Origin of the sequence: Clostridium gasigenes (assembly GCF_017348895.1) — a bacterium.
GTDB lineage: Bacteria > Bacillota > Clostridia > Clostridiales > Clostridiaceae > Clostridium > Clostridium gasigenes.
The window spans coordinates 3,140,919-3,157,488 of sequence record NZ_CP071376.1; the positions used below are offsets into that span (position 1 = coordinate 3,140,919).

The 16,570-nt window shown below is 27.5% G+C and carries 24 protein-coding genes; all 24 read left to right on the forward strand.

Annotation, left to right across the window (positions count from 1 at the left end):
• Positions 1 to 13 precede the first annotated feature (13 nt).
• The 24 genes from J1C67_RS14640 (at position 14) to J1C67_RS14755 (ending at position 16,570) form a co-directional block, all read left to right on the forward strand.
• Positions 14 to 472: a type IV pilus modification PilV family protein gene (locus J1C67_RS14640; RefSeq protein ID WP_167865007.1), complete on the forward strand. Its 459-nt coding sequence runs from the start codon at positions 14 to 16 to the stop codon at positions 470 to 472.
• Positions 432 to 947, forward strand: coding sequence for a PulJ/GspJ family protein (locus J1C67_RS14645; protein WP_167865008.1), 516 nt, complete (start codon positions 432 to 434; stop codon positions 945 to 947). Before J1C67_RS14640 ends, J1C67_RS14645 begins: the two co-directional genes overlap by 41 nt.
• Positions 938 to 1,405: a hypothetical protein gene (locus tag J1C67_RS14650; RefSeq protein ID WP_167865009.1), complete on the forward strand. Its 468-nt coding sequence runs from the start codon at positions 938 to 940 to the stop codon at positions 1,403 to 1,405. Before J1C67_RS14645 ends, J1C67_RS14650 begins: the two co-directional genes overlap by 10 nt.
• A gap of 29 nt (positions 1,406 to 1,434) precedes the next feature.
• Positions 1,435 to 2,109: a hypothetical protein gene (locus J1C67_RS14655; protein WP_089965679.1), complete on the forward strand. Its 675-nt coding sequence runs from the start codon at positions 1,435 to 1,437 to the stop codon at positions 2,107 to 2,109.
• Positions 2,060 to 2,476, forward strand: coding sequence for a hypothetical protein (locus tag J1C67_RS14660; protein WP_167865010.1), 417 nt, complete (start codon positions 2,060 to 2,062; stop codon positions 2,474 to 2,476). The genes J1C67_RS14655 and J1C67_RS14660 overlap by 50 nt, the downstream gene beginning before the upstream one ends.
• Positions 2,466 to 2,825: a hypothetical protein gene (locus J1C67_RS14665; protein ID WP_139164808.1), complete on the forward strand. Its 360-nt coding sequence runs from the start codon at positions 2,466 to 2,468 to the stop codon at positions 2,823 to 2,825. The genes J1C67_RS14660 and J1C67_RS14665 overlap by 11 nt, the downstream gene beginning before the upstream one ends.
• Positions 2,826 to 2,984: 159 nt before the next feature.
• The gene (efp, locus tag J1C67_RS14670) at positions 2,985 to 3,542 is read left to right on the forward strand and encodes an elongation factor P (RefSeq protein WP_089965686.1); all 558 of its coding nucleotides are present in this window, start codon (positions 2,985 to 2,987) and stop codon (positions 3,540 to 3,542) included.
• A 189-nt stretch (positions 3,543 to 3,731) separates the two neighbouring features.
• On the forward strand, positions 3,732 to 4,097 hold the full coding sequence (locus J1C67_RS14675) for a CD1247 N-terminal domain-containing protein (RefSeq protein WP_167865011.1): 366 nt from the start codon (positions 3,732 to 3,734) through the stop codon (positions 4,095 to 4,097).
• A gap of 254 nt (positions 4,098 to 4,351) precedes the next feature.
• Entirely contained in the window at positions 4,352 to 5,275 is a 924-nt protein-coding gene (gene spoIIIAA / locus J1C67_RS14680; RefSeq protein ID WP_089966523.1) for a stage III sporulation protein AA, read from the forward strand.
• Positions 5,263 to 5,781 carry a stage III sporulation protein SpoIIIAB gene (spoIIIAB, locus tag J1C67_RS14685; protein WP_167865012.1) on the forward strand — a complete coding sequence of 173 codons (519 nt, stop codon included), beginning with the start codon at positions 5,263 to 5,265 and terminating at the stop codon, positions 5,779 to 5,781. Before spoIIIAA ends, spoIIIAB begins: the two co-directional genes overlap by 13 nt.
• A gap of 19 nt (positions 5,782 to 5,800) precedes the next feature.
• Positions 5,801 to 5,998: a stage III sporulation protein AC gene (gene spoIIIAC, locus J1C67_RS14690; protein WP_089965694.1), complete on the forward strand. Its 198-nt coding sequence runs from the start codon at positions 5,801 to 5,803 to the stop codon at positions 5,996 to 5,998.
• Positions 5,999 to 6,007: 9 nt separating this feature from the next.
• The gene (gene spoIIIAD, locus J1C67_RS14695; protein WP_089965697.1) at positions 6,008 to 6,391 is read left to right on the forward strand and encodes a stage III sporulation protein AD; all 384 of its coding nucleotides are present in this window, start codon (positions 6,008 to 6,010) and stop codon (positions 6,389 to 6,391) included.
• 9 nt (positions 6,392 to 6,400) lie between these two features.
• Entirely contained in the window at positions 6,401 to 7,639 is a 1,239-nt protein-coding gene (gene spoIIIAE, locus J1C67_RS14700; RefSeq protein WP_167865013.1) for a stage III sporulation protein AE, read from the forward strand.
• 2 nt (positions 7,640 to 7,641) lie between these two features.
• Entirely contained in the window at positions 7,642 to 8,232 is a 591-nt protein-coding gene (spoIIIAF, locus tag J1C67_RS14705) for a stage III sporulation protein AF (protein ID WP_167865014.1), read from the forward strand.
• Positions 8,233 to 8,242: 10 nt separating this feature from the next.
• The gene (gene spoIIIAG, locus J1C67_RS14710) at positions 8,243 to 8,851 is read left to right on the forward strand and encodes a stage III sporulation protein AG (RefSeq protein WP_089965706.1); all 609 of its coding nucleotides are present in this window, start codon (positions 8,243 to 8,245) and stop codon (positions 8,849 to 8,851) included.
• Positions 8,852 to 8,889: 38 nt separating this feature from the next.
• Positions 8,890 to 9,489, forward strand: a complete 600-nt coding sequence (locus tag J1C67_RS14715; RefSeq protein ID WP_089965708.1) for a SpoIIIAH-like family protein — start codon at positions 8,890 to 8,892, stop codon at positions 9,487 to 9,489.
• An 88-nt stretch (positions 9,490 to 9,577) separates the two neighbouring features.
• A complete protein-coding gene (locus J1C67_RS14720) occupies positions 9,578 to 9,979 on the forward strand; it encodes an Asp23/Gls24 family envelope stress response protein (protein WP_089965710.1) in 402 nt (133 codons plus the stop codon).
• A 332-nt stretch (positions 9,980 to 10,311) separates the two neighbouring features.
• Complete coding sequence (gene nusB / locus J1C67_RS14725; RefSeq protein WP_089965713.1) at positions 10,312 to 10,716, forward strand: transcription antitermination factor NusB; 405 nt, start codon at positions 10,312 to 10,314, stop codon at positions 10,714 to 10,716.
• A gap of 24 nt (positions 10,717 to 10,740) precedes the next feature.
• A complete protein-coding gene (locus J1C67_RS14730) occupies positions 10,741 to 11,589 on the forward strand; it encodes a tetrahydrofolate dehydrogenase/cyclohydrolase catalytic domain-containing protein (protein WP_167865015.1) in 849 nt (282 codons plus the stop codon).
• The gene (gene xseA, locus J1C67_RS14735) at positions 11,579 to 12,778 is read left to right on the forward strand and encodes an exodeoxyribonuclease VII large subunit (protein ID WP_167865016.1); all 1,200 of its coding nucleotides are present in this window, start codon (positions 11,579 to 11,581) and stop codon (positions 12,776 to 12,778) included. The genes J1C67_RS14730 and xseA overlap by 11 nt, the downstream gene beginning before the upstream one ends.
• 12 nt (positions 12,779 to 12,790) lie before the next feature.
• Entirely contained in the window at positions 12,791 to 13,012 is a 222-nt protein-coding gene (gene xseB / locus J1C67_RS14740) for an exodeoxyribonuclease VII small subunit (protein WP_167865017.1), read from the forward strand.
• Positions 13,002 to 13,871 carry a polyprenyl synthetase family protein gene (locus tag J1C67_RS14745; RefSeq protein WP_175490777.1) on the forward strand — a complete coding sequence of 290 codons (870 nt, stop codon included), beginning with the start codon at positions 13,002 to 13,004 and terminating at the stop codon, positions 13,869 to 13,871. Before xseB ends, J1C67_RS14745 begins: the two co-directional genes overlap by 11 nt.
• Positions 13,872 to 13,892: 21 nt before the next feature.
• Positions 13,893 to 15,749, forward strand: a complete 1,857-nt coding sequence (gene dxs / locus J1C67_RS14750) for a 1-deoxy-D-xylulose-5-phosphate synthase (RefSeq protein WP_167865318.1) — start codon at positions 13,893 to 13,895, stop codon at positions 15,747 to 15,749.
• 11 nt (positions 15,750 to 15,760) lie between these two features.
• The gene (locus J1C67_RS14755) at positions 15,761 to 16,570 is read left to right on the forward strand and encodes a TlyA family RNA methyltransferase (RefSeq protein ID WP_089965725.1); all 810 of its coding nucleotides are present in this window, start codon (positions 15,761 to 15,763) and stop codon (positions 16,568 to 16,570) included.

Here is a 16,570-nt window from a genome sequence, read left to right on the forward strand (position 1 = left end):
ATAAGGGGAGAAAATGAAGAGAAAACATAAAGGAAGTATGTTAATAGAAGTTTTAGTAGGATTAATGATTTTGATGATAGCATCAATGATGGCAATGACTTCTGCAATAGCTGCCAATAAATCTAAGATTAGAAGAAATAAGTATGAGGAAGCTAATAGGGTAGCTTATTGTATTATGAATGAAATAAAATATAATTACACCTATGAAGAGGTTGAGAGTAAAATGGACAATCAAAATTCAGCAGGTGTGAATAATAAATATATTGGGTTTCGATATACAGATAATATATTAGAAAATTTAATAACAACTAATATTTTTCAATTAGAAAGAGGAAATGATATAAAAATAGAGGTTATTAATGATGACAGTAATAATAAAATAATGAAAATTAAAATAGCAATTAGTTTGTCTGGAGGAGTAGGAGAAGTTAATGTTGAAAGAGAATTCAATAAGTCTTGGTGGATGGAATAGAAAAATAGATAAAAGAGTAAAAGGATATACATTAATTGAGACAATTGCAGTTATATCTATATCAACAATAGTTATGGCGATAGGGTTTACTCTCATAATTAGTACTTATAAAAATTATGCAAATATAATTGAAGAAAGTACAAGAATAGATGAAATAGATAATGCTTTGCTTAGTATAGATAGATTACTTACTGGTAATATGATTACAGAAATAAAACCTGATATTGTAAAGAATGAAATAGAGGTTAATTATTTAAGAGATCATGAAAAAACACTTGTGAAGACTAAATTAATAAGACGTCAAGGCGAGAGATTAGTAGTAGAGACACACAATAAAGGTCAACCTGACAATTCGTTATTGGTAAGAAATACTATTTTAAAAAATGTAAAGACATTTACTATAATACAAAAAGAAAAATTATATTATTATAAAATTACTCTTAAAACAGGAGATGAGATAATACAGTGCATATAAAAATAGGTAAAAGGATTAATAATAAAAAAAGGGGATATGTACTTTTAGAAGCAGTAGCAATCCTTATGGTAGTAGCCTGTATATGTATGCTGTTAAATAAGATAGTTATAAATAATTATCTGAAATCTTCAGTAATACATACTAGAGATGATATAAAAACTTTAAGTGGATTTGAAGAGTACCACTTACTTGAGGCTGAAAAAGAATTTAGTACTGATAAAACAAAAAATAAATATATTAGAAAAAATCCAAGCCTAGAAATTAAAAAAGTAATAATTAATATAAATGGAACCTCGGGTACTTTAATAAAACAAGATATCAATGGTAATCATGATCACATTGAATTAGAGTATAAAAAAAATACTTTAGATGGAAAGGAATTAGTTAAACTAGTTCCTAAATTCTATAGGACGGACTATATTCCAAATTGTAAATGTGGATTAGAAAAAGATGCTTAGATCTAATTAATTTTAAGGAAGGTAATATTATGAAAAATATAGTTGGCGTAGAAAAGCAGGGGTATATATATAAAGGTGCTTTATATGATTACACAGACCATATGAAGCTTAATGAGAAACTAGGTGGCAACAGAGAAGCTGTTATAATGGAAGAACCTCTTTTGGTTAAAGTGTATAATTTTGAAGAAAGTAAGGTTTCACTAGAAAAATTTGTTGAAGATATTATAATAAAGGATTTTTCAGTTGGAGATGATTTACTATTTCATTATGACTTTATAAAAGGAATAAATAAGATTTATATATATTCAATTAAAAAAGGTATTGCAGTAGAAAAAATTGCATACGGTGCTAACATCCTCTCGGTAGTTCCAATTCAATTTAAAATAAAAGATTTTATAAACAATAAACTTAAAAGGTATAGAAATTTTATTTCAGTAACAAAAATAAGAGGTATATATTATTTAATAAATGTTGAAGATGGATTTATTATAAATGGATTCGTTAATAAAGACATAGATAGTGTTTTTAAGGAATTAGATAAATATATAGAAATAAATAAGGAAGTTATTTTTGATATAAGTATTAATATAAATGAAAAAAATAAAATTGGAGATCTAAAAGAAATTCAATATTTAAAAATTGGAGAGACAATAAATGAAAAATTATTTAAAAAACAAAAATTTTATACCAAGAAACTATGTTGAAAATTCAGAAAACATAAAAAATAAAGGGAATAGGAAAGGCGTAATATATTTAATAATAATAAATTTATTTATTATTCCTGTAACTATTGAAAGGGTATTTGAAAAAGAAAAACCAAAGGAAATTGAAGTTGCTAAACCTATTGAACAAGAGGTTTCTAAGGAATCAATTATTAAGTGGATAAATGAAATAGATAAAGATGTAGAAGAATTAACTGTTAAAAATAATAGTGGAACAATGATGATAAAATCTATAGAAAAATTATATTCATTGGAAGAAAAAGAAAGTATGTCTATTGATAATATAACTCAAAATGAAAAAAAATATTATATTCTAGGAATAACGAGGAATGAAAAAGGTGAAAAATAAAAAAAACTTTATAATAACATTAACAATATTAATTACATTTATGCAAGGCATAATATTATTTATAGTAAGAAATAATAAAATAGAAGAAAGTAAGCCAGTTATAAGTTCAGCAGAAGTAGACCCTATATACATTAAAGATATTGATAAATCATTAAGTAATTTAAAAAATTATAATTTAACTAATATAAAAAGAGAGGGTACTGGATGGATTATTAATATAAAAATAAATGGTGCAAAAGAAGAAGTCTTATATGATTTAAAATTGTTAGAAAATTTTATTATTAAAAGTTACAATATGACTTTTAATAATAATAGAGTGGAGCTAGAATTAGAGTTGAAAAGTAAATAATTATTTTAAAGATAAATTAAGTTTATTTAAACAATTGCATTTATCTATTAATTTTGATAAAATATCTTTGTTATGTTTTAAACTACATACTGTTTATAACATTAATAACAATATGTTATTATAAATAATTAATAAAAGCTAATTATGGAGGGAAATTTTATGATTTCAGCAGGAGATATAAGAAAAGGTACAACATTTGAGCATGATCACTCAGTTTTTACAGTAATTGAATTTTTACATGTTAAACCAGGTAAAGGGGCAGCATTCGTAAGAACAAAACTTAGAAATGTTATATTAGGAGGGGTTACAGATAAAACTTTTAACCCAACTGAAAAATTACAAGAGGCTGTAATTGAAAGAAAAGAAATGCAATATCTTTATTCAGATGGAGAATTATACTATTTTATGGATCAAGAGACTTTTGAACAAATTCCTTTAAATTTTGAAAAAGTTGAAGAAGCTATAAAGTATATTAAAGAAAATATGTTTGCAGTAATTAAGTTCTATAAGGAAGAAGCTTTCTCAGTTGAAGCTCCAAACTTTGTTGAATTATTAATAACTCAAGCAGATCCAGGAGTTAAAGGGAATACAAGTACAAATGCTCTTAAACCAGCCACACTTGAGACAGGAGCTATCGTTTATGTACCTATGTTTGTTAACGAGGGTGATGTTATAAGAATTGATACAAGATCCGGAGATTACATGGAAAGAGTGTAACCTCAAATTTATGCTAAGTTCTTAGGAACTTAGCATTTTTTCAAATAACTAATTAAATTAGTTACAGAAAAATGTAAATAATGATATAATGAAATTATAATTTAAATTAAAGTATCGGAAGATCCCTTATGGAAATATATTGACTAGTTATTTTATGGAGATGACTAAGATGCTAGAGGAAGTGTTAAAATGATAGAGATTCAAGAAATATTAGAGTGTTTAAAAGATAAAATTAACAAATTGGAAAATAGAGAATATAAAGAAATATTTGGTGATATAAACGCTTTATTAGAAGGTATTTCTAATAAAGTAGAAGAAACATTAGTAAAACAAGAATCCATAGAAGAAAATATTCAATTTATTGATGAGGATTTAACAGATTTACAAGATGAATTATTTGAGGAAGTATCATTAGAAGATTTAGAAGATTTTGAAGATGAATATGTAGAAATAAAATGCAATAAATGCAATAAACCGCTATTTGTTGAAAAAGAGGCTTTAGAAAATAATAAAAGTATTCCTTGTCCATTTTGTAATGAAAATTCAATAGACTAGTTATTTTTTTGAGAATCCATTATACATATTGACTAGTTATTTTTGAATATATCTAAATAGAATAAAAGTTATTATTTTAATAAAAAATAATAAAAAATCTCAGTTTAAAGTAAACTGAGATTTTTTTTGCGTTAATTTAAAATAATTTACATATTTAATTATTGTTATGAATATTAATTAAGTATGTGAAACAAAGTTTAGTTATTTATTTAGAGATCAAGTATAAGAGAACTATAGAAAAGGAAGTGAGGAATATTATTTATGAAGATGAAATATTAAAAGTTTTGCCATTAAAAATTAGTAGCGAAATTAGAGGGTATTTTCAAAGTGATAAAATTCAAGAAATTAGGATAAAGGTAGGAAAACCTATAATACTAAACTCCTTTAAAGGAGAACGGATACTTAAGTACACAGTAACTGCAGAGGATATAAAGCAAATATTAGTTAAGATATCTAACTATTCACTCTACGCATATGAAGAAGAAATAAAACAGGGGTATATTACTATAAAGGGTGGTCATAGAATAGGTATTGCAGGTGAGTGTGTAATAGTAGGTGGAATAATTAGGACTATAAAAAATATATCATCTCTAAATATTAGAATATGTAGAGAAGTTATAGGGTCATCTAATGAGGTAATGAAATATATAGCAAAGAATAATAGGATATACAATACATTAATTGTGGCCCCGCCTAAATGTGGAAAAACAACCATACTTAGAGATATAGCAAGAAATGTATCTTATGGAATGAATATTATTAATTTAAGTGGTAAAAAAGTTTCAATAATAGATGAAAGAAGTGAAATTGCTGCTTGTTTTAATGGTGTACCACAAATGGATGTAGGTGTTAGAACAGATGTATTAGATAATTGTCTTAAAAGAGAAGGCATGCTCATGGCTATTAGAAGCTTATCACCAGAAGTTTTAATATGTGATGAAATTGGAACAAAGGGAGACATTGAAGCCCTTCTTATGGCTTTTAATTCAGGAGTTAACGTAGTGGTTACTCTTCATGGGTTTAGTATAGATGATATTTACAAAAGAAAGGTGTTTAAAGAACTCCTTGATAATTCAATATTAGATAGAATAGTTATTTTATCTAATAAAAATGGAGTTGGAACAATAGAAAATATGTATGCGGTTGGACTGGGGGGGGAGGTTAAATGCTTAAAATGATTTCAATAGGCATAATATTTTGTGCAAGTACTTATATAGGGTTTTATTATGGAGAAAAATTTAAAGGTAGGTATAGAGATTTGAATGATATACTAAATTCGCTTTTAATACTTAATAATGAAGTTATTTATGGTAATACTCCAGTACCACAAGCTCTTCATTACGTCTCTGAAAAAACAAGTTGCCATTTAAGAAATCTACTTTTAAGAGTTTCAGAAAAACTAATAAATGGTGAAAGCAAAACAGTTTATCATGCATTTAAAGATGAGTATAGAAAAATGAAAGAAGATTTTTTTATTATAGAGGAAGATGAAAAAATATTATCTGATTTTACTAGAGAACTAGGAGAATCAGGTGTTTTTGGACAAGATAAAATTTTTAATTTAACTATAGAGAATATAAAACTAAATTGTAAAAAATCAGAAACTATAGCAAATAAAAATACAAAGATGTACAGATCCTTAGGAATATGTGTTGGAGCTATGCTCGCTGTATTCTTAATGTGAAAAAGAGGGGGAATTTATTATGCTAAATGTAGATATTTTATTTAAAATAGGAGCCATGGGAATTTTATTAATAGTATTAGATAAGGTTCTTGAAAGCAGTGGGAAAAAAGATATTGCGGTAATTACTAATATCGCAGGAGTTGTTATTATACTTCTAACAGTAATAGGGCTAATTGCTAATTTGTTTGATTCAGTTAAGACTATGTTTATGTTGTAGGTGAAGAATATGGAAATATTTAAAATAGTAGCTTTTGCATTTGTAGCCTTATCTATATTTTTATTATTTAAGGATAGAAGAAATGATTTATCAATATTAATAGCATTAGTAGCAGGAATTATAATTTTTCTATTTATAATTGGTCAATTAAGTGATGTAATATATTTTTTAAAAAATATAGCTGATAGAGCAAATATCGATAGTGTTTATATAGGCATAGTATTTAAAATATTAGCTATAGCATATTTAGCCTCCTTTTGTAGTGAAATATGTAAAGATGCAGGTGCTTCGAGCATAGCGTCAAAGGTGGACTTCTCTGCCAAGATATTAATACTTGGCTTAGCAATACCAATTTTAATGGCAGTATTAGATACTATACTGCAGATGTTGTAGGTGGTAATTATGAAAAAAATAAATAAAGTTGTTTTTATAATAATAGTTACAGGTATGATTATTTTTACTTGGGTATTAATAAATCCATATAGAGTTGTTTATGCAGAAGAACATACTAGTGAAAAAAGCGTATTTGATGAATATAAAAATAATTTAGAAAATAGTGAATTAATGAAAGATGAGGAAATTAAAGATAAAATAGATGGTTTATATGAATATATAAATAATATGAAATCAGATGTGGAATTAATGAATGAATTAGATCCAATTGAGTATTTTAAAAGCTATTTAGAAAGTGGACAAGGTAATTTATCCTTTGAAAAAGTTGGAGGAGCAATAGTAAGCTTTCTTTTTAAAGAAGTAAAGACAGTATTATCACTTTCTATATCAATAGTGGTAATTGCCATAATATGTTCATTACTTAAAAATTTGCAAGCATCATTTTCAAATGAAAGCATATCTAATATTGCTTTTTATGCTTGCTATTGTATGTTAATAGTTATTTTAAGTAAAAGTTTTTTAGTTTCGTTAACTATAGCAACAGATGTTATAACTAAAATATCAGATTTTATGTCGGCATTATTACCTATATTGGTAATAATGTTAGGCTCGGCAGGTGGTTTTACTCAGGCAGCTACAATGGATCCAATTATACTTGGAGCTACCTTAATAATTCCTAGAATTTATTTAAATGTTATAATACCACTTATTTTAATGAGCTTTGTATTACAATTTGCAAATAATATGTCTAGTGAACATAAAATAGATAACCTTTGTAAATTGCTAAAACAAATAACATTATGGTTACAAGGCATTATCTTAACCGTATTTATAGGATTGCTCACAGTTAGAGGAATAACATCTTCTACAATAGATGCAGTAACTTTAAAGACGGCTAAGTTTGCAATAGATAATTTCATACCAATAGTAGGGAAATCATTCTCAGATGCAATTGCAGCGGTTGCAGGATATTCCTTAATAATTAAAAATGCAATTAGTTCAATTGGGCTTATTGTAATAATACTACTTATGCTATATCCAGTTTTAAAACTTATTTTACTGGCATTAGTATATAAATTATCAGCAGCATTAATAGAACCAATAAGTGATAAAAGAATTACAAGTTCTATAAACGCTGCGGGAGAATCTCTTATTCTCATAATGTCTTGTGTTTTATCTGTAAGTCTTATGTTCTTTATATTGTTAGCTATAATGGCATCAGCAGGAAAATTTGTTATAGGGGGATAAATATGGAGAGTATATCTGCATTTATAACAACACTAGTAACAACAATAATTTTAATGACAGCAGTGGAATTAATAGCTCCAGATAACAGTATTAAAAAATATATAAATTTTGTTCTAGGACTAATACTTATTTCTGTTATGCTAACTCCAATTGTATCCTTATTTTCAAAAGGAGAAACTAAAGTAATAAACGAAATCAATAGATATGAAAAAGAGTTCGTTAAAATGGATAAAAATGAGGATAAAGGAAGGGTAGATAGAAATAGAGAGGAGTCATTTAAAAATAACTTAAATAAAAACTGTAATAAATTACTTGAAGAAGAATTTAAGGGAAGAGAGTTTGAAAGTGACATAAGCTGTAATATCGATATTAAAAACATGACATATGAAATAGATAAAGTGAAAATAGGAGTTAAGGATGATAGTATAAAAAAAATACAAAAGATTGAAATAAATAGGTCAGATTCAAGTGCGGTTATAGGTTCACAAACTAAAGAAGAGGAAGTTAATGGAGAAACAGAAATTAAAATTTACCTAGAACAAATTTTAAATATAAAAGCTAAAAATATAGAAATATATAAGCAGGAAAAATAGGAGTGGTGAGATGAAAAGAGAGGATCTAAAAAAAGATATAAGAAATATCCTTAATAATAAAAAAATTAAAGATGCTGTAGTTGTTGTTTTAATATTAGCTTTTTTATTAATTGTAATTAGTTTTTTTACAGATAATAAAAAAGATAAATCAAAGACAACAAATAGTTCAGTTACAGTTGAGGAAACAAATACAAATACTAAAAATATTAATATAGAAACTCAAAAATATGAAGAAAAGCAAAGAAGTGAACTTGAAAGTATACTTAAAAAGATTGAGGGGGTTGGAGAAGTTGAAGTTATGATGCATTTCAAAAGTGGAGAAGTTAAGATTCCTGCTGTAGATAATAATAATCAAGTAGCAGTTACGGAAGAAACAGATAGGGAAGGAGGAACTAGGCGTAATGATCAAAAAACAGATGGAAGCAAGGTTGTTATGAAGAGCTTAGATGGAGACAATGAACCTGTAATTCTTCAAACTAATAATCCTACCATTACAGGGATAATAGTAGCGGCAGAAGGTGCTGGGAACAGTAAAATAAAATATGATATTCAAATGGCAGTATCGAGACTTTATGAAATATCTTTAGATAAAGTTAATGTATATCTTATGGAAAGTTAGCATATAATTCAATAGAAAGTAGATGGGGGGAAAAAATTATGACAAAAAAACAATTTGGAATTATCTTTACGCTAATGGCTCTTATAGTATGTGTAGGAGTGTTATCAGCAAAATTAAACACTAATGGGTTAACTGATCCAACTGATTTAAGTCAAGTTTTAGCCGGTGAGGGAGAACAAGCAGACAAGAAGGCTGATGCAAAGGTACAAGAAAAGGAAGCAAAGGAAAAAGAAAAAGCAGATAAAAAAGCAGAGAAAAATGAAAAGAAAAGTGATAAGGAAACTTTAGCAAGTCAAGATTACTTCTTTTCACAAAGAAGCACTAAGGAACAACAAAATGCAGCTACAACTCAAGAATTAAAATCTATAAGCGAGGATAAAAATATTTCGCAAGAAAAGAAAGATATTGCAACAACAGAATTACAAGAAAAAATAATGATAAAAGATAAAGAAGGAAGAATAGAATTAAATGTTAAGAATAAAGGGTTTGAAGATGTTCTTTGTTTTATCGAAGGAAATAAGGTTAGAGTAGTTTTGAAAGCAGAAGAACAATTAACAGAAGATCAAACTTGTGCAATTCAAGAAATAGTTGAGGACGTTTCTAGTATGAGCGAAGTTATAATAGAGCCTAAGAAATAATTTATTGTAATATAATAATGTGTTTGATATAATAAACATAAGAAAAAGGAGTTTTGTTTGTTACAAAACATCAAGGAGGGAAAAGAAAATGGAAAATTTGAACAATGATGTAAATATTGGAATTGTTAAAATTTCTGATGAAGTTGTAAGTGTGATTGCAGGTATTGCTACTGAAGAAATTCAAGGGGTAGTAGAGTTTCAACAGGGTGTTGGTAATAATATATCAAATTTATTAAAGTCAAAAAAGAGCTCAGGCAAAAGTGTTAAAGTTACCTTAGGTGAAAATAGCGCTACTATTGATTTAAATGTATCAGTGCAATATGGCTTAAAAATTAAAGAAGTTGTTGAAGCTGTTCAAGAAAATGTTAAAAAAACAGTTGAGGCAATGACAGGGTTAAAAGTAGATTTTATAAACGTAAATGTTCAAAGCATTTATCAAGCGAAAAAAGAAAAAAAAGAAGACAAAGAAGAAACTAAAGAAAATAACTAGACTTTTAAGTTTTAAACATAATTTTTAGTTTAAAAATCAATATAGTTTAAATAATATTAACGTTAATATTGGTAAAGGTAGGTTAAAGATAATTCTTTGACCTACCTTTTTAGTTTATACAGCATATATATAAGGTATATTTACCGCAAATGACTAGATATAAGAAAAAATAAAATTCAGTTAATTGATAATTAAGCGCTTATGTGTTACTATCTACTATGGCAAGGTATGGTACCTTGTGTTAAAATATATTATAATAATAATACACAAATGATTATTATACATTTCAAAAGTGCATAATAACATTAAAACCAGTTACGCAGGAGGATATTATGAATAGAAAAAAATCAAGAGAAATAGCAATGGAATTACTTTTTGGTATGACTTTAAGTAAAAATACTTTAGAGGAAACAATAGAGCATTTTATAGAAGAGTACGAAATGAAACTTAAAACAATAGATGTTGAATACATAAAAAATATTTTAGAGGTTGTAGAAAAAAACAAAGAAATAATAGATGAAAAAATTACTGTAGCCTTAGTTAATTGGAAGCTAGATAGAATATCTAAAGTTAATTTAACTATATTAAGATTAGCTGTAGCAGAAATGTTATATTTAGAGGATGTTCCAGAAAAAGTTGCAATTAATGAGGCTCTAGAGCTTACGAAAATATATTCAGATGAGAAGAGTGTAGCATTTATAAACGGAGTATTAGATAATACATTTAAAAAAATGTAAAGTCATATAAAGGGGAAATGAAAAATGGGGCAAATAATAAATGGTAGAGAAGTTGCGAGTGTAATAAAAGAAGAAATAAAAACTTTCATTAATAAAAGAAATAAAAGTGGGCTAACTATTCCTAAAATAGCATCTATATTAGTTGGTGAAGATGGTGGATCTATTTACTATCTAAACAGTCAAGAAAAGGTAGCTACTTCTCTTGGATGTAAATTTGATAAAATATTACTTGAAGAAACTATTTCTGAAGAAGAGATAATAGACTTAATACATAAATTAAACAAGGATAATAGTATTCAAGGAATAATGTTACAAGTGCCACTTCCAAGAGGCTTAGACGAAAAAAAAATTATTTCAACAATTTCTCCATATAAGGATATAGATTGTTTAACATTTGAAAGTCAAGGTAAGCTTTATACTGGTGGAAACAGTTTTCTGCCGTGTACACCAAACTCAATTATAACTTTGTTAGAAAGCTTAGATATAACTATAGAATCAGCTGAAGTTGTAGTACTTGGTAGAAGTAATATAGTTGGAAAACCTGTAGCTCAATTATTACTTAATAAAAATGCTACAGTAACTATATGTCATTCAAGAACCTCTAATATTAAAGAGGTTTGTAAAAGAGCAGATATACTTATTGTTGCAATAGGGAAACCTAAGTTTATAAACTCTGAATATATAAAAGAGGGTGCAGTGGTTATAGATGTTGGAACATCTTCCTTTGAAGGTAAAATAACAGGTGATGTTGATTTTGATGATGTAATAAATAAAGCATCTTTTGTAACACCAGTACCCGGTGGAGTGGGAGCTTTAACTACAACATTACTAATAAAAAATGCATGTGAGGCTTTAGAAAAACATGAGAATTAAGACGTTATCAGTTTCAGAAGTAAACAATTATATAAAGAAAATTTTAGATAATGATTTTATTTTAAATAATCTCTCTGTAAAAGGGGAGATTTCTAATTTGAAATATCATACAAGTGGACATATATATTTTTCATTAAAAGATTCTAATGGTAAAATTAATTGTGTTATGTTTAAAGGAAAAGCTTATGATCTAGATTTTAGGCTTGAAGAGGGTATGGAAGTTGTAATAAGCGCTAGCTGCTCTATTTATCCAATGAATGGATCACTTCAATTATATTGTAATGATATAAGAAAAGAAGGACTTGGAGAACTACACATTAAATTTGAAAAGCTAAAAGATAAATTGTTAAAAAAAGGATACTTTGATCAAGAATATAAAAAAGCTATTCCAGTTATGCCAATGAGAATAGGAGTAGTCACATCAGAAACAGGAGCTGTTATTAAAGATATAATTAACGTAACGCGCACTAGAAGTTCCATAGTGGACATTGTTTTATATCCAGCTAAGGTTCAAGGTGTAGGAGCATATAAATCAATAATTAAAGGTATTAAATACTTCAATAGTGAAAAAAGTGTAGACTTAATAATTATAGGACGTGGAGGAGGCTCCATTGAAGAATTATGGAACTTTAATGAAGAAGAACTAGCGCTGGAAATATTTAAGTCTAACATTCCTATAATATCAGCAGTAGGACATGAAGTTGATTTCACTATATCAGATTTTGTATCTGATTTACGTGCATCAACACCATCACAAGCAGCAGAACTTGCAGTTCCTTTGGAAAGTGATATGTTGCTAGGTTTAAATCAAATAGAGCGAAGAATAAACGAATTAATTAACAATAGGATTTCAGAAGAAAAAAATAAGGTTAATAGTTTAAGTAGAATACTAAAGCTAAATAGCCCTTTAAATAAAATAGTAAACAGTTATTTAGAAGTTGATGGATTAAAAGAAAGATTAAGTAGAACAATGGCTAATAAAATAGAAAAAGAAAAGATAAAAGTAATATCTCTAAATGATATATTACAAGCTTATAACCCAATGAATATATTATCTAAAGGATATGCAATAGTCCAAGATAATAATAAAAATGTAATATCTGAAAAAGAAAAGCTAAATAAAGAAATTCAAATAAATATAATTTTAAAAGATGGCTTTGTTAAAGGGGTATTTAACCCTTTGGATTAAGGAGAGGTTAAAATGGCAAAGAAAGATAATTATAATGATATGGTAATTAATCTTCAAGAAGTATTGAAAAATCTAGAAGAAAAAGAACTCAATTTAGAAGATGCAATGAAAGAATATGAAGTTGGGGTAAAACTAGTAAATAAAATTTACAAAACACTAAATACATTAGAAGGGAAATTAACTACCATTAAAGAAAATGTAGAAGTGGAGATTGATAATGGAAATGATAATTAATGAGTGCAAAGAAGAAATAAATAAATATATTAAAGATTATTTTGAAGGCAAAGGCACATACAATAAAATAATTTATGAGGCCGCAAGCTATAGTTTAAATATAGGTGGAAAAAGAATACGCCCAATATTAACATTATTAACCTATAATCTATATAAAGAAGATTGGCGGGATGTAATAGATATGGCTTGTGCCATTGAAATGATTCACACATATTCATTAGTACATGATGATCTACCTTGTATGGATAATGATGATTTAAGAAGAGGGAAACCTACAAGTCATAAAAAATTTGGAGAAGATATTGCAGTATTAGCTGGAGATGCATTACTAAATGAAGCTATGATGTTAATGATGGATTATTCTTTAAAAAATGGGGAAAGAGCATTAAAGGCAAGTAGAGAAATTGCAAAAGCAGCAGGCCCAGAAGGTATGATTGGAGGGCAAGTTGTTGACATAATAAATGAGGGTAAAAAAATTTCTAAAGATGAATTAGAATATATGCACTTAAAGAAAACTGGGGAACTTATAAGGGTTTCTATAGAAGCTGGAGCAATACTGGCAGAAGCCTCAGAGTATGATTCTCATATTTTAAGTGAATTCGGTAAAAAATTAGGATTAGCATTTCAGATAAAAGATGATATACTAGATTTAGTAGGTGATGTGAAAAAACTTGGTAAAAATATTAAAAGTGATGAAAATAATCATAAATCAAACTTTGTAACAGTATTTGGATTAGAATATTGTGAAGAAAAATGCAACTCACTTACAAAGGAGAGTTTAGAATTATTAAATAAGATTTCAGTAGATACTAAGGTTTTAAAAGAACTTACCCTAGAATTATTAAATAGAGAATTTTAACGTAAGGAATGATAAAATATGATTAAGTTATTAGATAGAGTAAATTGTCCAGATGAAGTTAAAAAGTTATCTAATGAAGAATTAGAAACTTTATCAGTTGAAATAAGAGAGTTTTTAATAGATAGTTTATCTAAAACAGGTGGACATTTATCATCAAATTTAGGAGTTGTAGAGCTAACTTTAAGTTTATTTAAAAGCTTTGATCTAGAGAAAGATAAAATAGTTTGGGATGTTGGTCATCAAAGTTATATTCATAAACTATTAACAGGAAGAAAAGAGATGTTTAACACACTTAGACAATATGGTGGGTTAAGTGGATTTCCTAAAAGATGTGAAAGCAAATATGATTCGTTTGATACAGGTCATAGTACCACCTCACTATCAGCAGCTCTTGGAATGGCAAGAGCTAGAGATATTAAAGGTGAAGATAACGAAGTTATTGCAGTTATAGGTGATGGAGCTTTAACTGGTGGGATGGCTTTTGAAGCTTTAAATGACGTAGGGTTTAATAAAACTAAAATGATAATTATTTTAAATGATAATCAAATGTCCATTTCTAAAAATGTAGGTGGATTATCTAGTTATTTTAATAAAATAAGAGTTGATCCTAAATATAACAAATTGAAATCAAACATAAATACCTCGCTAAAATTATCAAATACAGGAAAACGAGTAGCTTATTATTTAAGCAAAATTAAAGACGGAATAAAGCAAGTTGTTGTTCCATCTATGCTATTTGAAGATATGGGTATTAAATATATTGGCCCAATTGATGGACATGATATAGATATGATGAACGAAGTATTTAAAAAGGTTAAACAAATAGAAGGACCTGTAATTATCCATACTATAACTCAAAAGGGTAGAGGCTATGAACTAGCTGAAAAAAATCCAGGTAAATTTCATAGTGTAGGAGCTTTTGACTTAGAAAGTGGAGAAGTAATTAGTTCAGCCAGTGAAAATTATTCAAAGGTTTTTGGGGATACTATGATAGAGTTAGCAAATGAAGATAATAGAATAGTTGCAATAACAGCGGCAATGCCAGATGGAACTGGGCTTAAAGACTTTGCTAAAGAATTTCCAAATAGAATTTTTGATGTAGGAATAGCAGAGCAACATGCAACAACATTAGCAGCTGGAATGGCAAGTCAGGGATTAAGACCTGTATTTGCAGTATATTCAACATTTCTGCAAAGAGCTTTTGATCAAGTTATACATGATGTATGTATTCAAGAAATGCCTGTAACATTTGCAATAGATAGAGCTGGTATAGTTGGTGAAGATGGAGAAACACATCAAGGTATATTTGATATTTCATATTTAAATCAAATACCTAAAATGAATATATTAGCACCTAAGAGTTTAGGTGATTTACCAATAATGCTTAAATGGGCTGTAAATTCAAATATGCCAGTTGCAATAAGATATCCAAGAGGTGGAGATATTTTAAAAGATATTAAGCCACTAACTGAAATAAAATATGGGAAATGGGAAAAGATAATAAATGGAGAAAAAATTGCAATAATAGCTGTAGGAAAAATGGTACAGCATGCAATTCTTGCAAAAAAAAATCTAGAAAAAAATGGAATAAATCCATTAATAATAAGTGCAACTTTTGTCAAACCACAGGATACAGAGTTATTAAAGGAACTTGTTGATAATAAATACAATATAGTAACTATAGAAGATAATATGATAAGTGGTGGTTTTGGTAATTCAGTTTTAATGAATTTAGTAGAACTTGGATTTGAAAATAAGTTTAAAGCTTTAGGGTTTAAGGATGATTTTATTACTCATGGAGCAGTTAACATATTATATAAAGAAGCAAAACTTGATGGGGATGGAATAGCAGAAACAATTATAGAACTTCAAGGATAAAGGAGATTATCATGTCAATTAAAAAAGAAAGAATAGATATACTTTTAGTAGAGAAAGGTATAATTACATCAAGAGAAAGAGCAAAAACTAATATAATGGCAGGTAAAATCTTTGTAAATGGACATAGAGTGGATAAAGTCGGAGAAAAAGTTGATGTAGATGCTGAGATAATATTTAAAGGGGAAGAGATTCCTTATGTAAGTAGAGGTGGACTTAAGCTTGAAAAAGCTATGAAGTCTTTTAATATAATATTAGAAGATAAGGTTTGTATGGATATTGGTGCTTCTACTGGAGGATTTACAGATTGTATGCTACAAAATCATGCAAGTAAGGTTTTCGCAGTAGATGTTGGATATGGACAATTTGCTTGGAAACTTAGAACAGATGAAAGAGTAGTATGTATGGAAAGAACTAATATAAGATATGTAACTCCAGAAGAAATAGGAGAAAAATTAGACTTTGCATCTATAGATGTTTCATTTATATCTTTAAAAACAATAATGCCAGCAACTGTAAATCTTTTAAAGGAAGATGGAGAAATTGTAGCTTTAATTAAGCCCCAATTTGAAGCCGGAAGAGATAAAGTTGGTAAAAAAGGTGTTATACGTGATATAAATGTTCATAAAGAGGTAGTAACTAAAATAGTTGATTACTTAATATCAAAAGAATTAAATATACTTGGGATAAGCTATTCTCCAATTAAAGGGCCAGAAGGCAATAGAGAATATCTTGTTTATTTTACAAAAAATAAAGAAAAACCATCAAATTTCAAAATAGAACAAATTGATGAAATAGTAGAAATGTCACATAATCAATTATAA

Excerpts from the sequence above, each read along its gene's own strand:
- J1C67_RS14660 (WP_167865010.1), top strand. The coding sequence starts at position 2,060 with ATGAAAAATTATTTAAAAAACAAAAATTTTATACCAAGAAACTATGTT.
- J1C67_RS14645 (WP_167865008.1), top strand. The coding sequence starts at position 432 with ATGTTGAAAGAGAATTCAATAAGTCTTGGTGGATGGAATAGAAAAATA.
- J1C67_RS14720 (WP_089965710.1), top strand. The coding sequence starts at position 9,578 with ATGGAAAATTTGAACAATGATGTAAATATTGGAATTGTTAAAATTTCT.
- xseA (WP_167865016.1), top strand. The coding sequence starts at position 11,579 with ATGAGAATTAAGACGTTATCAGTTTCAGAAGTAAACAATTATATAAAG.
- J1C67_RS14715 (WP_089965708.1), top strand. The coding sequence starts at position 8,890 with ATGACAAAAAAACAATTTGGAATTATCTTTACGCTAATGGCTCTTATA.
- nusB (WP_089965713.1), top strand. The coding sequence starts at position 10,312 with ATGAATAGAAAAAAATCAAGAGAAATAGCAATGGAATTACTTTTTGGT.
- J1C67_RS14745 (WP_175490777.1), top strand. The coding sequence starts at position 13,002 with ATGATAATTAATGAGTGCAAAGAAGAAATAAATAAATATATTAAAGAT.
- efp (WP_089965686.1), top strand. The coding sequence starts at position 2,985 with ATGATTTCAGCAGGAGATATAAGAAAAGGTACAACATTTGAGCATGAT.
- J1C67_RS14755 (WP_089965725.1), top strand. The coding sequence starts at position 15,761 with ATGTCAATTAAAAAAGAAAGAATAGATATACTTTTAGTAGAGAAAGGT.
- spoIIIAB (WP_167865012.1), top strand. The coding sequence starts at position 5,263 with ATGCTTAAAATGATTTCAATAGGCATAATATTTTGTGCAAGTACTTAT.
- spoIIIAG (WP_089965706.1), top strand. The coding sequence starts at position 8,243 with ATGAAAAGAGAGGATCTAAAAAAAGATATAAGAAATATCCTTAATAAT.
- J1C67_RS14730 (WP_167865015.1), top strand. The coding sequence starts at position 10,741 with ATGGGGCAAATAATAAATGGTAGAGAAGTTGCGAGTGTAATAAAAGAA.
- spoIIIAC (WP_089965694.1), top strand. The coding sequence starts at position 5,801 with ATGCTAAATGTAGATATTTTATTTAAAATAGGAGCCATGGGAATTTTA.
- spoIIIAF (WP_167865014.1), top strand. The coding sequence starts at position 7,642 with ATGGAGAGTATATCTGCATTTATAACAACACTAGTAACAACAATAATT.
- xseB (WP_167865017.1), top strand. The coding sequence starts at position 12,791 with ATGGCAAAGAAAGATAATTATAATGATATGGTAATTAATCTTCAAGAA.
- J1C67_RS14640 (WP_167865007.1), top strand. The coding sequence starts at position 14 with ATGAAGAGAAAACATAAAGGAAGTATGTTAATAGAAGTTTTAGTAGGA.
- J1C67_RS14675 (WP_167865011.1), top strand. The coding sequence starts at position 3,732 with ATGATAGAGATTCAAGAAATATTAGAGTGTTTAAAAGATAAAATTAAC.
- spoIIIAD (WP_089965697.1), top strand. The coding sequence starts at position 6,008 with ATGGAAATATTTAAAATAGTAGCTTTTGCATTTGTAGCCTTATCTATA.
- spoIIIAE (WP_167865013.1), top strand. The coding sequence starts at position 6,401 with ATGAAAAAAATAAATAAAGTTGTTTTTATAATAATAGTTACAGGTATG.
- J1C67_RS14655 (WP_089965679.1), top strand. The coding sequence starts at position 1,435 with ATGAAAAATATAGTTGGCGTAGAAAAGCAGGGGTATATATATAAAGGT.